Genomic DNA, 14,084 nt, shown 5'->3' on the forward strand with positions numbered 1-14,084 from the left:
TCAGCCCACCGATCCTTCCATCTGCAGTTCGATCAGCTTGTTGAGCTCGAGCGCGTACTCCATGGGCAGCTCGCGGGCGATCGGCTCGATGAAGCCGCGCACGATCATGGCCATGGCCTCGTCCTCGGACATCCCGCGGCTCATGAGGTAGAAGAGCTGCTCCTCGGACACCTTCGAGACGGTCGCCTCGTGGCCGAGGGTCACGTCGTCCTCCCGGATGTCGATGTACGGGTACGTGTCGGAGCGGGAGACCGTGTCCACGAGCAGGGCGTCGCACACCACCGAGTTCGCGGAGCCGTTCGCGCCCTCGGCGATCTGCACCAGGCCGCGATAGGCGGCGCGGCCGCCGCTGCGGGCCACGGACTTGGACACGATCGAGGAGTTCGTGTGCGGGGCCATGTGCACCATCTTGGAGCCGGTGTCCTGGTGCTGGTCCTTGCCCGCGAACGCGACGGAGAGGGTCTCGCCGGTGGCGTGCTCGCCGGTCAGGTACACGGCCGGGTACTTCATGGTCACCTTGGAGCCGATGTTGCCGTCGATCCACTCCATGGTGCCGCCGGCCTCGACCACGGCGCGCTTGGTCACGAGGTTGTACACGTTCGTGGACCAGTTCTGGATGGTGGTGTAGCGCACGCGGGCGTTCTTCTTCACCACGATCTCCACGACGGCCGAGTGCAGCGAGTCGGACTGGTAGATCGGGGCGGTGCAGCCCTCGATGTAGTGCACGTACGAGTCCTCGTCCGCGATGATCAGCGTCCGCTCGAACTGGCCCATGTTCTCCGTGTTGATGCGGAAGTAGGCCTGCAGCGGGATCTCCACGTGCACGCCCTTGGGCACGTACACGAAGGAGCCGCCGGACCACACGGCCGTGTTCAGGGAGGCGAACTTGTTGTCGCCGACCGGGATCACGGTGCCGAAGTACTCCTCGAAGATCTCCGGGTGCTCCTTGAGCGCGGTGTCGGTGTCGAGGAACACGACGCCCTGCTCCTCCAGGTCCTCGCGGATCTGGTGGTAGACGACCTCGGACTCGTACTGGGCGGCGACGCCGGCCACGAGACGCTCGCGCTCGGCCTCGGGGATGCCCAGGCGCTCGTAGGTGTTGCGGATGTCCTCGGGCAGGTCCTCCCAGGTCTTGGCCTGGCCCTCGGTGGAGCGCACGAAGTACTTGATGTTGTCGAAGTCGATGCCCGACAGGTCCGCGCCCCACGCCGGCATCGGCTTGCGCTCGAAGTACTTGAGGGCCTTGAGGCGCAGGTCGCGCATCCACTCCGGCTCGTCCTTCTTGCCGGAGATGTCGCGCACGACGTCCTCGTTCAGACCACGGACGGCCTTCTCGCCGGCCGCGTCGGAGTCGGCCCAGCCGTACTGGTAGGCGCCGATGGCGTTGAGCTCGGGGTTCTTGTCGAGGATCTCCTGGATCACGCCGGGGTCGGCGGTCTCCGCGGAGTCCCGCTGGACGATCTGGTCGGTCATCTCAGCCTCTCTCACTAGTCACTGCGGTCGGGGTCGGTCGGGTGGTCGGCGGGAGCCGGGGCGAGGCCCGCACGGCTCAGTCGCGGCCCAGCGGCACATGTGTGGTGCACACGTGGGCGCCGGCGGCGAGGGTCGAGAGCCGGCGCACGTCCACCTCGAGCAGGCGGGCGAACAGCGCGGTCTCCTCTTCACAGAACTCCGGATGGCGGGCGGGAATTCCCTGGAACGGGCAGTGCCCCTGGCAGACCTGGTCCGCGCGGAGGGTGGGCGCCAGGCCCGCGCCGAAGTGGCGCAGCGTGCCGGCGTAGCCGGCCTCGTCGAGGACCCGGGCGAGGATCCGGGTGCGGTCCTGCAGCGCGGTCTCCCGGCCGCCGACGGCGGCCGTGAAGCGCTCCTCGATCTCACGGAAGGCGTGGCGCGCGGCGCGGCGCACCTCCTCCTCCCCGCCGAGCTCCTCGAGGCGGGCCAGGGTGTCCAGGGCGACGGCGAGGTGGTCCTTGGGCAGGTGCTCCTGCGCGTGCGAGGTGACCACGTAGCGGCGGGAGGGCCGTCCCGCGCCGCGGGCCGCGGTGACCCGCTTGACCTCGACGAGCGAGTCCTCCTCGAGCGCGTCCAGGTGGCGGCGCACGGCAGCGGCGGTCAGCTCCAGCTCGCGACCGATCTCGGCCGCGCTCACGGGTCCACGCGTCAGGACCAGCTGCAGCACACGCTCGCGCGTGCCCTCGGCCGGGGCCGGAGCGGGGGGCGACGCAGACTGATCCGAATACACCACGCCATCATGACCTATTGATCTGGAACGGTTCAAGTGAGGCTCGCCTGGCTTGATGACGCCCGCGGCGGAACGCGCGTCAGACCGGGCGCCCCCGGCCCCACGAGCCGGGGTCGCAGGGCCCGAGGACTAGACTGGCACAGTGCCCCGACCTCCCCTGACCCCGGATCCCGTGCCGCGCGACGAGCCCGTCCTGCGCCTGAGCGACGTCCACCGGAGCCTCGGCCGCGGCCGGTCCCGCACCCCCGTCCTGCGGGGCGTCGACCTCACCGCCCGTGCCGGCGCCGTCACGGTGCTGCTCGGCCCCAACGGGGCCGGCAAGTCCACCACCCTCGGCCTCTGCCACGGCATGGACCGGCCCGACGCCGGCACCGTGCGCGTGTTCGGCGCAGACCCGTGGCGGGCCTCCGCCGACCTGCGCGCCCGCATCGGCGTGATGTGGCAGGAGGGCGGCCTGCCGCCCGCGATCCCCGCCCGCCGCTTCATCGGCCATGTGGCGTCCCTGTACCGCGACCCGCTGCCCGTCGAGCCGCTGCTGGAGCGCCTGCTGATCGCCGACGTCGCCGGCCGCCCCCTGCGCCGCCTCTCCGGTGGCCAGCGCCAACGCGTCGCGCTCGCGGCCGCCCTCGTCGGCCGGCCGGACATGCTGTTCCTCGACGAGCCCACCGCGGGCCTCGACCCGGAGACCCGGCCCGTCGTGCACGACGTCGTGCGGGAACAGACCGACCGCGGCGCCGCCGTGCTGCTGACCACGCACCTGCTCGACGACGCCGAGCGGCTCGCGGACGACGTCGCCATCCTGCGCGCCGGCCGCGTGGTGCGCTCCGGCCCGCTGTCCGAGCTCACGCGCGTGGCCGAGGGCGACGTCGTCGACGTGGACTTCGGCGACGCCTCCCCCGACGCCGTCCGCGCCTGGGCGGACACCCTGCCCGCGCCGCTGCGCGCGGCCGGCCTCGGCGAGTCCGCCCGCCTGCGCGTGGCCGGCGTCCGCGGCCCGGACGACCTGGCCGTCCTCGCGGCGAGCTGGCGGGAGCACGCCCTGATGCCCACCCGATTCGAGCGCGCCGGACTGCGCCTCGAGCAGATCCTCCGGGAGACCGCCGCATGAGCACGCCCGTCGTCGACCACCGCGCCCCGGCCCGCACCGGAGCCCACGCGGGCGCCGCCCCGCTGGCCGCCCGCGTCCTGCGTCAGGCCGGCTACGAGACCGGCACCGCGCTGCGCAACGGCGAGCAGCTGCTCGTGACCGTGGTGCTGCCCCTGCTCGCGCTCGTGGGCGTGCACGTCACCGGCCTGCTCGACGCCCCGGGCCGATCGGGCCTGGACGTGGCCGTGCCCGGCGTGCTCGCCTTGGCCGTGATCAGCTCCGCGTTCACGGCCACCGCGATCGCCACGGGCTTCGAGCGTCGCTACGACGTGCTCGCCGCCCTGGCCACCACCCCGCTGGGCACGCTCGGCCTCGTCGCCGGCAAGGCCCTGGCGGTGGTGGCCCTCCTGCTGGTGCAGGTGAGCGTGATCGGGGGCGTCGGCCTGGCGCTCGGGTGGCGTCCGGACCCCGAGGGGATCCTGCCGGCCCTGGTCGCCCTCGCACTGGGGGCCGCCGCCTTCACGGCCCTCGGGCTGCTGCTCGCCGGCACGGCCCGGCCGGAGGCGACCCTCGCCGTCGCCAACCTGCTGTGGGTGCTGTTCGGCGCCGTCGGCGGCACGGTGTTCCCCGCCCGGGTCCCCGGCGTGGACCTGCTCCCCTCCGGCGCGCTGGGCACGGCCCTGCGGGCCGCCCTCCTGGACGGGTCCTGGTCGCCCGTCCCCCTGCTCGTGCTCACCCTGTGGGGCGCCGTGGCCGTCGCGGCCGCGCTCCGCTGGTTCCGCTGGCGGCCCTGAACCGTTCCCCGTCCCCCTGCATCGAACGATCGGAAGGACACCGTGTCCACCACCACCCCCGCGGCCCGGACCGCCCCGGCCGGACTCGCCGCCCGTCTGCCGCAGCGCCTCTCGAAGGCCACCATGGCCCTCGCCGTGGCGTCCCTGGCGTCCGAGATCGGCATCATCGTCACCGGCGGCGCCGTGCGCCTCACCGGCTCCGGCCTGGGCTGCCCCACGTGGCCCAAGTGCTCGCCCGAGTCCCTCACCAACACCCCGGAGATGGGCATCCACGGCTACATCGAATTCGGCAACCGGACGCTGACGTTCGTCCTGGTGGTCATCGCCGCCGCCATGTTCCTGTCCCTGTGGAACCTGCGCGGCACCCACCGGAGCCCCTTCTGGCTCTCCGTGGGCCTGCTGGCCGGCATTCCCGCGCAGGCCCTCGTGGGCGGCGTCGTGGTCCTGACGAATCTGAACCCGTGGTGGGTGGCCGGCCACTTCATCGTGTCCTCGATCATGGTGGCCGTGGCGACCCTGCTCGTGGTGCGCATCGCCGCCGAGCGCCGTGCCGGCCGGGCGGGGGTGCCCCTCGTGGACGGCGCCACCACCGGCCGGTCCCGTGCCGCCGCCTGGGCGGCGTTCGCGCTGACGTGGGCCGCCGTGTACCTGGGCACCGTGGTGACCGGCACGGGCCCGCACTCCGGCGACCCCGGCTCGCCGCGCCACGAGTTCGACCCGCTGTTGGTCACGCGTGCCCACGTGGTCCCGGTGTACCTGCTCCTGGCGGCCACCCTCGTCCTGTTCTTCACGGTGCGCCGCGCGGCCGGCGCCTCCCGCCTGCAGCGCGCCGCCGTGCTGCGGCTCCTGCTCGCCCTCGTGTTCCAGGCCGCCGTGGGCTACACCCAGCACTTCACGGGCCTGCCGATCGGCGTGGTCCTGCTGCACATGCTGGGCTCTGCCCTGCTCGTGGCCGCCGCGACGGAGACCTGGGACCGCCAGGTCGCCCGCTACGTCACGGCCGGGCCGGGTGTCCCGGTCGAGGCCGCCGCCCCCACGCGCACCGTCGCCGCGGGCTGACGCCCCGCGCACGCGAACGGCCCCGCACCGGCTGGTGCGGGGCCGTCGTCGTCGGCGTCCCGGGGAGCGCTGGGGGCGGACCGGCGCTCAGGCGCCGAAGTGCATCAGCGGCGCGCCCACGAACGGGTCCACGGCCAGGGCGATGAACAGCAGCGTCAGATAGGTGATGGAGAGGTGGAAGACCTTCATGGCCTTGCGGTCCTCGAAGTCCTCGCGCTGGGCCTGCACCTGCAGCACATGGGACTCCCAGATGAACCAGGCTCCGACGACGAGCGCGACCGCGGTGTAGACGATGCCGGCCCAGCCCATCGGCACGAGCAGGAGGGAGCACGCCACGGTGGCCCACGCGTAGAGCACGACCTGGTTGGAGACGTGGCGCGCGGAGGCGATGGCGCCGAGCATCGGCACGTCGGCCTGCTGGTAGTCGCGCTTGTACTTCATGGACAGCGGCCAGTAGTGCGGGGGCGTCCACAGGAAGACCACGAGGAACAGCACGATGGCCGGCCACTCGACGGTCCCGCGCACGGCCGCCCAGCCGATCAGCACGGGGAAGCAGCCGGCGATGCCGCCCCACACGATGTTCTGCTCCGTGCGGCGCTTGAGCACGAGCGAGTACACGACCACGTAGAAGAAGATGGCGGCCACACCCAGGCCGGCCGCCAGCCAGTTGGCGCCGAACCCGAGGATCAGGATGGACACGACCGTCTGCACCCACGCGAACACGAGGGCCTCGCGCGGGGTGACCTCGCCGGTGACGAGCGGCCGGTTCTCGGTGCGCTTCATGACCCGGTCGATGTCGCGGTCGATGTAGCAGTTGAAGGTGCCGGAGGCGCCGGCGGCGAGCGCACCGCCGACGAGCGTGGCGATCATGGTGAGCACGTCCGGGAAGCCGCGCTGCGCGAAGATCATGGTCGGCAGCGTGGTCACCAGCAGCAGCTCGATCACCCGGGGCTTCGTCAGCTCGACGTACGCCCGGACCTTGCGGCGCAGGGGCAGCGGGGACCGGTCGACGACGCCGGGCTCGGCGGCGGCGACGCGGGCGGCGGACGGCGACTCCAGGGAGGATGACATCTGCTTCTCACGGTGAGGGGACGGTGGGCGTGCCCGTCCCGGGGTTCGGATCGGCCACTCGGGCGGTCCGCCTGCGGTCAGGCCTTGACCCAGTCTACTCGTGTCAACGGCTGTTCGCCCGGGGGCGAAGCATGTCATGAGGCGCCCGGTCGGGCCCGCCCCGCCGTCGCGCGGCTAGGCTGGGACGACGGCCCCGCGCCGCGACGCCCCGGCGTCGGCCGGGGCCGCACCCCGACGCTCCCGATCCGCCAGGAGAGAACCCGTGACCGACGCCGCGCAGCCGTCCACCCCCCCGACCCTGGACCGGGTGGCCCCGGCCCGCGGGTTCGTCTACTCGGAGCAGGACCGCCGGATGGTGGACACGCTCAAGGCGCTCTCGGCGGACGCCGTGGAGAAGGCCGGGCACGGCCACCCCGGCACCGCGATCTCGCTGGCCCCCGTGGCGTGGCAGCTGTACCAGAACGTCATGCACCTGGACCCCACGGACGACCGCTGGGAGGGCCGGGATCGCTTCATCCTCTCCGCGGGCCACGCCTCGCTCATCCAGTACCTGCAGTTGTTCGCCGCGGGCGCCGGGCTCGAGATCGAGGACATCCAGGGGCTGCGCACCGAGGGATCCAGGACCCCGGGCCACCCGGAGTACGGCCACACCCACGGCGTCGAGGTGACCACGGGTCCGCTGGGCCAGGGCCTGGCGATGGGCGTCGGCTTCGCGTACGAGCAGCGCCGCGTGCGCGGGCTGATGGACCCCGACGCCGCCCCCGGCACCTCCCCGTTCGACCACCACGTGTTCGTGCTCGCCTCCGACGGGGACATCCAGGAGGGCGTCGCCGCCGAGGCCTCCTCGCTGGCCGGGCACCAGGAGCTCGGGAACCTGGTCGTCGTCTACGACGCGAACCGCATCTCGATCGAGGACGACACGGACATCGCGTTCACCGAGGACGTGGTCCGCCGCTACGAGGCCTACGGCTGGCACGTGCAGGAGGTCGACTGGACCAACGGCGCCCAGGGCCACGCCGTGACCGAGTACACGGAGGACGTGGAGGCCCTGTACGACGCCCTCGTCGCGGCCAAGGCCGAGACCGGCCGGCCCTCGCTGATCAAGCTGCGCACCGTGATCGGCTGGCCCTCCCCCACGAAGCAGAACACCGGCGGCATCCACGGCTCCAAGCTCGGCACGGACGAGGTCGCCGGCCTCAAGGAGAGCCTCGGGCTGGACCCGACCAAGACCTTCGACGTCGACCCCGAGCTCCTGGCCCGCGCCCGGTCCATCGCCGAGCGCTCGGCAGAGTACCGCCGCGGCTGGGAGGTGGCGTTCCAGGCCTGGCGCGAGGCGAACCCGGAGAACGCGCGGCTGTACGACCGACTGGCCGGACGAGAGCTGCCCGCTGGCTTCGCGGACGCGTTCCCGTCCTGGGACGCGGACGAGAAGGGCCTGGCCACGCGCGCGGCCTCCGGAGAGGTGCTCACGGCCCTCGCGCCGGTCATGCCCGAGCTCTGGGGCGGCTCGGCCGACCTCGCCGGGTCGAACAACACCACCATGAAGGGCGAGCCCTCCTTCATCCCGGCCCGCCGCTCCACCGCCACGTGGCAGGGCCACGAGTACGGCCGCACCCTGCACTTCGGCGTCCGCGAGTTCGCGGCCGGGGCGATCGTCAACGGCATCACGATCGGCGGCCTGACCCGCGCGTACGTGGGCACGTTCCTGACGTTCTCCGACTACATGCGCCCCGCCGTCCGCCTGGCCGCCCTCATGGGCACCCCGAGCACGTACGTGTGGACGCACGACTCCATCGGCCTCGGCGAGGACGGCCCCACGCACCAGCCGGTGGAGCACCTGGCCGCCCTGCGGGCCATCCCCGGGCTCGACGTCGTCCGCCCGGCCGACGCCAACGAGACCGCGTGGGCGTGGCGGACGGTGCTCGAGCACCGGGACCGCCCGGCCGGGCTCGTCCTGTCCCGGCAGAGCCTGCCCGTGCTCCCCCGGGACACGGACGGCTTCGCCCCCGCCTCGGGCGTGGCCCGCGGCGCCTACGTCCTCATCGACGCCACGGATGCCGACGGCGCGCCGACGCCGGCCCGCGCGCTGCTGATCGCGACCGGCTCCGAGGTCTCCGTGGCCGTGCGGGCCCGCGCGCTGCTGCAGGCCGACGGCGTCCCGACCCGCGTCGTCTCCGCCCCCTGCCTCGAGTGGTTCGCCGAGCAGGACGAGGCCTACCGGGCCGAGGTCCTGCCCGACGGCCCCGACGCCCCGGTCCGCGTCTCCGTCGAGGCCGGCATCGCGATGCCGTGGTTCGAGCACACGGTGACGGCCTCCTCCCCGGGCGCCCGCGTGAGCCTCGAGCACTACGGCGAGTCGGCCGACGGCGCCCGCCTGATGGAGAAGTACGGATTCACTGGCGAGCACGTCGCCGAGGTGACCCGCGGCCTCCTCTGAGGCCCGGCGCCCACGGCGCCCCGAGCACGTCCACCCCGAAGGGAAGGCACCCGCAGACCATGAGCACCCCGCAGAACCCGAACACCGCCGCGCTGGCCCAGGCCGGTGTGTCGATCTGGCTCGACGACCTCTCCCGCACGCGGCTGGACGAGGGCACGCTCGAAGAGCTGATCGCCACCCGCTCGGTCACCGGCGTCACCACGAACCCGTCCATCTTCGCGGTCGCCCTCGCGGACGCGGGCGCCTACCAGGGACAGCTGCGCGACCTCGCCGCGGCCGGCGCCTCGGTGGACGAGGCCGTCGTCGCCCTGACGACCGAGGACGTGCGCCGCGCCGCCGACGTGCTCGCGCCCGTCCACGAGCGCACCGGCGGGGCGGACGGCTTCGTCTCCCTTGAGGTCGATCCGCGCCTGGCCCGCGACGCCGCCGGCACCGTGGCGCAGGCTCGCGAGCTGGCGGCGGCCGTCGACCGTCCCAACCTCATGGTGAAGATCCCCGCGACCGTGGAGGGCCTGTCCGCCATCGCGGACGTGCTCGGCGCGGGCATCAGCGTGAACGTGACCCTGATCTTCTCCCTGCCCCGCTACCGCCGGGTGCTCAACGCCTGGCTCACCGGCCTGGAGAAGGCCCGGGCGAACGGGCACGACGTCCGCCGCCTCCACTCGGTGGCCTCCTTCTTCGTCTCCCGTGTGGACACGGAGGTCGACGCGCGGCTGCGCGCGATCGGCACCCCCGAGGCCGAGGCGCTGACCGGCCGGGCCGCCGTCGCCAACGCGCGCCTGGCCTACCGAGCCTTCGAGCAGGCCCTGGACTCGGAGCGCTGGCGCCTGCTCGAGGCGGCCGGCGCCCCCGTGCAGCGGCCCCTGTGGGCCTCCACCGGCGTCAAGGACCCCGCCCTGCCGGACACGCTGTACGTCACCGAACTCGTGGCACCGCACACCGTGACCACCCTGCCGGAGAAGACCCTCGAGGCGGTCGCCGACCACGGGGTGATTGCGGCGGACACCGTCACGGGCGCCTACGCCGAGGCCGATGCCCTGCTCGACGCGGTCGGCGCGGCAGGCGTGTCCTACCAGGACGTCGTGGACGTGCTGGAGACTGAGGGCCTGGAGAAGTTCGAGGCCGCGTGGGACGAGCTGCTCGGCTCGGTCCGCTCCGGGCTCGACGCCCATCGCTGACCGCACCCGCCCCCCGACCCCGCCGCCCGCTCGCCACGCGCACGGAAGGACCCCCCATGAGCACCCTCGGCCTCACCGCCACCGGAGCCGCCCTCGAGGCGATCGACCGCCATCTGCCCGCCCTCCTCCAGGACCGCGTCGCCTCCCGCCTCGGGGCGCAGGACGCCGACCTGTGGGGGGCGCCGGCCCGCGACGAGGCCGCCAAGCGGCTCGGCTGGATCGACCTGTTCGAGGACTCCCGCGCCCTCGTCCCGCACATCGCCCAGCTGACCCGGGAGCTGCGCGCCGAGGGCGTGGACCGCGTGGTCCTGGCGGGCATGGGCGGCTCGTCCCTGGCCCCCGAGGTGATCGCGGCGACGGCCGGCGTCGAGCTCGAGGTCCTGGACTCCACGGACCCGCTCCAGGTCTCCCGCGCCCTCGAGCGCGACCTCGAGCGAACCGTGCTGGTGGTCTCCTCCAAGTCCGGCTCCACCGTGGAGACCGACTCGCAGCGCCGCGTCGTCGAGGCCGCGTTCCGCGACGCCGGGATCGACCCCCGCACCCGCCTGGTCGCCGTCACGGACCCGGGCTCACCGCTGCACGCCGCGTGCGAGTCCGCCGGCTGGCGCGCCGTCTTCACCGCGGACCCGACCGTGGGCGGGCGTTTCTCGGCCCTCACCGCGTTCGGCCTGGTCCCCACCGGCCTGGCCGGCGTGGACGTCGCGGCCCTGCTGGACGACGCGGAGGCCGTGCTCGACCTGCTGATCGCCGACGACGAGGACAACCCGGGCCTGCAGCTCGGCGCGGCCCTGGGCGGCACCCGCCCGCTGCGCGACAAGCTCGTCTTCGCCGACCACGGGTCCGGCATCGCCGGACTGCCGGCCTGGATCGAGCAGCTGATCGCCGAGTCCACGGGCAAGGACGGCACCGGGCTGCTGCCCGTCGTCGTCGCCCCCGGCGACCCCGAGACCGTGTGGGACGCCCCCGACCTGCTGCAGGTGCAGCTCGTCGGCGAGGACGACGTCGCGGCCCCGGGCCACGGCGTGCAGGTCGCCGGCTCGCTCGGCGCCCAGCTGCTGCTGTGGGAGGTGGCCACCGCGGTGGCCGGCCGCCTGCTCGGGATCAACCCCTTCGACCAGCCGGACGTGGAGGCCGCCAAGGCCGCCGCCCGCACCCTGCTGGACGGCCCCGCCGCCGAGCGGCCGGCCGACGGCGAGGTGGAGGGTGTCGAGGTCTCCGGCCCGGCGTCCGTGACCTCTGCCCCGGACCTGGCCGGCGTGCTGCGCGCCACGGCGGCACTGGTGCCCGAGGGCGGCTACCTGGCGGTCCACGCCTACCTCTCCCGTCATGACGACGCCGAGCTCGAGGAGCTGCGCGCGGACCTGGCGGACCTGGTCGGCCGCCCGGTCACGTTCGGCTGGGGTCCGCGGTTCCTGCACTCCACCGGACAGTTCCACAAGGGCGGCCCGGCCGTCGGCGTGTTCCTGCAGATCACCGGCGACGCCGGCCTGGACCTCGAGGTGCCCGGCCGCCCGTTCTCCCTGGGCAGGCTCATCGCCGCGCAGGCAGCGGGCGACGCCCGGGTGCTGGGCGATCTCGGCCGCCCCGTGGTCACCCTGCACCTGCGCCGCCGCGACGCGGGCATCGAGGCCCTGAGGAGCGCCGTCCGTGGCCGGTGAGTCCCGGACCGCCCCCCGCAACCCGCTGCGCGACCCCCGTGACCGGCGCCTGACCCGCATCGCGGGCCCGTCGGCGCTCGTGCTGTTCGGCGTGACGGGCGACCTGGCGAAGAAGAAGCTCCTGCCGGCCATGTACGACCTGGCCCAACGCGGCCTGCTGCCGCCGGCGTTCTCCCTCGTCGGCTTCGGTCGCCGCAGCTGGTCCGACGAGGAGTTCGCCGACTACGTGCGCGCCGCCGTCGAGGCCTCCTCCCGGACCACGTTCGACGAGACCGTGTGGGACCAGTTCCAGGGCGGTCTGCGCTTCGTCTCCGGCGCGTTCGACGACGAGGCTGCCTACGTCCGTCTCGACGAGGTGCTCGCCGAGCTCGAGACCTCACGCGGCACGCGGGGGAACACCGCGTTCTACCTCTCCATCCCGCCGGACTGGTTCGAGGCCGTCTCCCGCCACCTGGCCGACCAGGGCCTGGCCGACCGGTCGCAGCCGGCCGAGGGCCCGTGGCGCCGCGTGGTCATCGAGAAGCCCTTCGGCCACGACCTGGCCAGCGCGCAGGAGCTCAATGCTGTGATCGAGCGCGTTTTCCCCTCGGACGCGGTGTTCCGCATCGACCACTACCTCGGCAAGGAGACGGTGCAGAACATCCTCGCGTTCCGGTTCGCCAACCGGATGTTCGAGCCGCTCTGGAACGCGGAGCACGTGGACCACGTCCAGATCACGATGGCCGAGGACATCGGCATCGGTGGACGGGCGAGCTACTACGACGGCGTGGGCGCGGCGCGCGACGTCATCCAGAACCACCTCCTGCAGCTGCTCGCGTTCACCGCGATGGAGGAGCCGATCTCGTTCGACGCGGACCATCTGCGCGCGGAGAAGGAGAAGGTCCTCGAGGCCGTGACCGTCCCGGACACGCCCGAGGGACTCGCGGCGGCCTCCGCCCGCGGCCAGTACACCTCCGGCTGGCAGGGCGGCGAGCGGGTCACGGGATTCCTCGACGAGGAGGGCTTCAACCCGGCGTCCGTCACGGAGACGTACGCCGCGCTCAAGGTGGGCATCCGCACGCGGCGCTGGCAGGGCGTGCCGTTCTACCTGCGGGCCGGCAAACGCCTCGGCCGGCGGGTGACGGAGATCGCCGTCGTCTTCAAGAAGCCCCCGCACCTGCTGTTCCCCGTCCACGACGGGGACGAGTTCGGGCAGAACATCATCGTCATCCGGGTGCAGCCGGACGAGGGCGTCACCATCCGCTTCGCGTCCAAGGTGCCCGGCACGCAGACCGAGATCCGCGACGTCACGATGGACTTCGGCTACGGCCACGCCTTCACCGAGGACTCCCCCGAGGCGTACGAGCGTCTCATCCTCGACGTGCTCCTCGGGGAGCCGCCGCTGTTCCCGCGCCAGGCCGAGGTGGAGCTGTCCTGGCGGATCGTGGACCCGTTCGAGGAGCACTGGGCGAGCCTGGGCACCCAGCCCGAGCCCTACGCCCCGGGCACGTGGGGACCGCCCTCGGCCGACGCCCTCATGGCCCGCGACGGACGAAGCTGGAGGCGCCCGTGAAGATCCGCATGCACGACACCACCACCTCCCAGGTGGCCAAGCGCATCACGCAGCTGCGCGAGAAGAGCGGGGTCGTGGCCCTCGGCCGCGTCCTCACGCTCGTGATCAGCACGGACGACGCCGGCATCGAGTCCGCCGTCCAGGCCGCCAACGCGGCCTCGCTCGAACACCCGTGCCGCATCGTCGTCCTGGCCCTGGGCGACCCCGCGGCCCCCACCCGCCTGGACGCCGAGATCCGGGTCGGGGGCGACGCCGGCGCCTCCGACGTCGTGGTGCTGTGGTGCGCCGGGGAGAACGCCCACGCCGACGAGTCGCTCGTCTCCGGGCTGCTCCTGCCCGATGCGCCCATCGTCGTGTGGTGGCCCGGGGTGCCACCCGGGGTCCCCTCGGCGACGGCGCTCGGTCGCCTGGCCCACCGCCGGATCACGGACACGGCCTCGGCGTCCGCGGCCGAGCCCGCCCTGTGGGCTCTGCGCGCGGGCCACCATGAGGGGGACACCGACCTGGCCTGGACGCGCCTGACGCTGTGGCGGATCCAGGTGGCCGGGATCTTCGACACGCTCGACGTGGCCACCCTGCGCTCGGTGACGGTGGACGGGGCGCCGGACTCCCCCAGCACCATGCTGCTCGCGGCGTGGCTCACCCTGACCCTGAAGGTGCCCGTGACGATCGCGCACTCGAAGGTCGGCCACGGGATCCGTGCGGTGCGCCTGCGGTGCACGGACGGGGACGTGGTGCTCTCCCGCTCGCAGTCGCAGGTGGCCCGGCTCTATCAGCAGGGCCGGCCGGTGCAGCGCATCTCCCTGCCACGCCGGACGATCCAGGACTGCCTGGCCGAGGAGCTGCGCCGCCTGGACCCGGACGAGGTCTTCGGCGCCGTGCTCCACCAGGGCCTGCCGCGCACGGACCTCTCCCCCGTGCAGGCCTCCGAACGCTGAGGGGCCCCCGGCGCCCCACCGGTCCGGGACGCGCGAACGCCCCGCACGGATCTTCCGTGCGGGGCGTT

General features: G+C 73.6%; 11 protein-coding genes. 8 read left to right on the forward strand and 3 right to left on the reverse strand.

Features of this window, described 5'->3' with window-relative positions:
- Together sufB and ACTSKS_RS08360 are read right to left on the reverse strand one after the other, a co-directional pair.
- Entirely contained in the window at positions 1-1,473 is a 1,473-nt protein-coding gene (gene sufB / locus ACTSKS_RS08355) for a Fe-S cluster assembly protein SufB (protein ID WP_442927462.1), read from the reverse strand.
- Between the two features lie 76 nt (positions 1,474-1,549).
- Positions 1,550-2,245, reverse strand: a complete 696-nt coding sequence (locus tag ACTSKS_RS08360) for a helix-turn-helix transcriptional regulator (protein WP_101962887.1) — start codon at positions 2,243-2,245, stop codon at positions 1,550-1,552.
- 139 nt (positions 2,246-2,384) lie between these two features.
- Here ACTSKS_RS08360 and ACTSKS_RS08365 point away from each other — a divergent pair, with 139 nt between their 5' ends.
- Genes ACTSKS_RS08365 through ACTSKS_RS08375 form a run of 3 tightly spaced genes read left to right on the forward strand, consistent with a single transcriptional unit; the run spans position 2,385 to position 5,182 of the window.
- Positions 2,385-3,350 carry an ABC transporter ATP-binding protein gene (locus tag ACTSKS_RS08365; protein ID WP_233569896.1) on the forward strand — a complete coding sequence of 322 codons (966 nt, stop codon included), beginning with the start codon at positions 2,385-2,387 and terminating at the stop codon, positions 3,348-3,350.
- Positions 3,347-4,123 carry an ABC transporter permease gene (locus ACTSKS_RS08370; protein WP_123243854.1) on the forward strand — a complete coding sequence of 259 codons (777 nt, stop codon included), beginning with the start codon at positions 3,347-3,349 and terminating at the stop codon, positions 4,121-4,123. The genes ACTSKS_RS08365 and ACTSKS_RS08370 overlap by 4 nt, the downstream gene beginning before the upstream one ends.
- Before the next feature lie 42 nt (positions 4,124-4,165).
- On the forward strand, positions 4,166-5,182 hold the full coding sequence (locus tag ACTSKS_RS08375) for a COX15/CtaA family protein (protein WP_036338548.1): 1,017 nt from the start codon (positions 4,166-4,168) through the stop codon (positions 5,180-5,182).
- Positions 5,183-5,269: 87 nt separating this feature from the next.
- On the opposite strand, the gene ACTSKS_RS08380 is transcribed toward ACTSKS_RS08375, so the two are convergent.
- Positions 5,270-6,253, reverse strand: coding sequence for a heme o synthase (locus ACTSKS_RS08380; RefSeq protein ID WP_060973634.1), 984 nt, complete (start codon positions 6,251-6,253; stop codon positions 5,270-5,272).
- A gap of 262 nt (positions 6,254-6,515) precedes the next feature.
- Here ACTSKS_RS08380 and tkt point away from each other — a divergent pair, with 262 nt between their 5' ends.
- Genes tkt through ACTSKS_RS08405 form a run of 5 tightly spaced genes read left to right on the forward strand, consistent with a single transcriptional unit; the run spans position 6,516 to position 14,016 of the window.
- The gene (gene tkt, locus ACTSKS_RS08385; RefSeq protein ID WP_036315272.1) at positions 6,516-8,690 is read left to right on the forward strand and encodes a transketolase; all 2,175 of its coding nucleotides are present in this window, start codon (positions 6,516-6,518) and stop codon (positions 8,688-8,690) included.
- A gap of 59 nt (positions 8,691-8,749) precedes the next feature.
- A complete protein-coding gene (gene tal / locus ACTSKS_RS08390; RefSeq protein ID WP_063189246.1) occupies positions 8,750-9,868 on the forward strand; it encodes a transaldolase in 1,119 nt (372 codons plus the stop codon).
- A gap of 56 nt (positions 9,869-9,924) precedes the next feature.
- Positions 9,925-11,526 (forward strand): glucose-6-phosphate isomerase, encoded by a 1,602-nt coding sequence (locus ACTSKS_RS08395; protein ID WP_036315278.1) that lies wholly within the window; start codon positions 9,925-9,927, stop codon positions 11,524-11,526.
- Positions 11,516-13,078, forward strand: coding sequence for a glucose-6-phosphate dehydrogenase (gene zwf, locus ACTSKS_RS08400; protein WP_036315281.1), 1,563 nt, complete (start codon positions 11,516-11,518; stop codon positions 13,076-13,078). The genes ACTSKS_RS08395 and zwf overlap by 11 nt, the downstream gene beginning before the upstream one ends.
- A complete protein-coding gene (locus tag ACTSKS_RS08405; RefSeq protein WP_036315284.1) occupies positions 13,075-14,016 on the forward strand; it encodes a glucose-6-phosphate dehydrogenase assembly protein OpcA in 942 nt (313 codons plus the stop codon). Before zwf ends, ACTSKS_RS08405 begins: the two co-directional genes overlap by 4 nt.
- The last annotated feature ends 68 nt before the right edge of the window (positions 14,017-14,084 follow it).

The organism is Micrococcus sp. TCR-5 (assembly GCF_052220525.1).
GTDB lineage: Bacteria > Actinomycetota > Actinomycetes > Actinomycetales > Micrococcaceae > Micrococcus > Micrococcus luteus.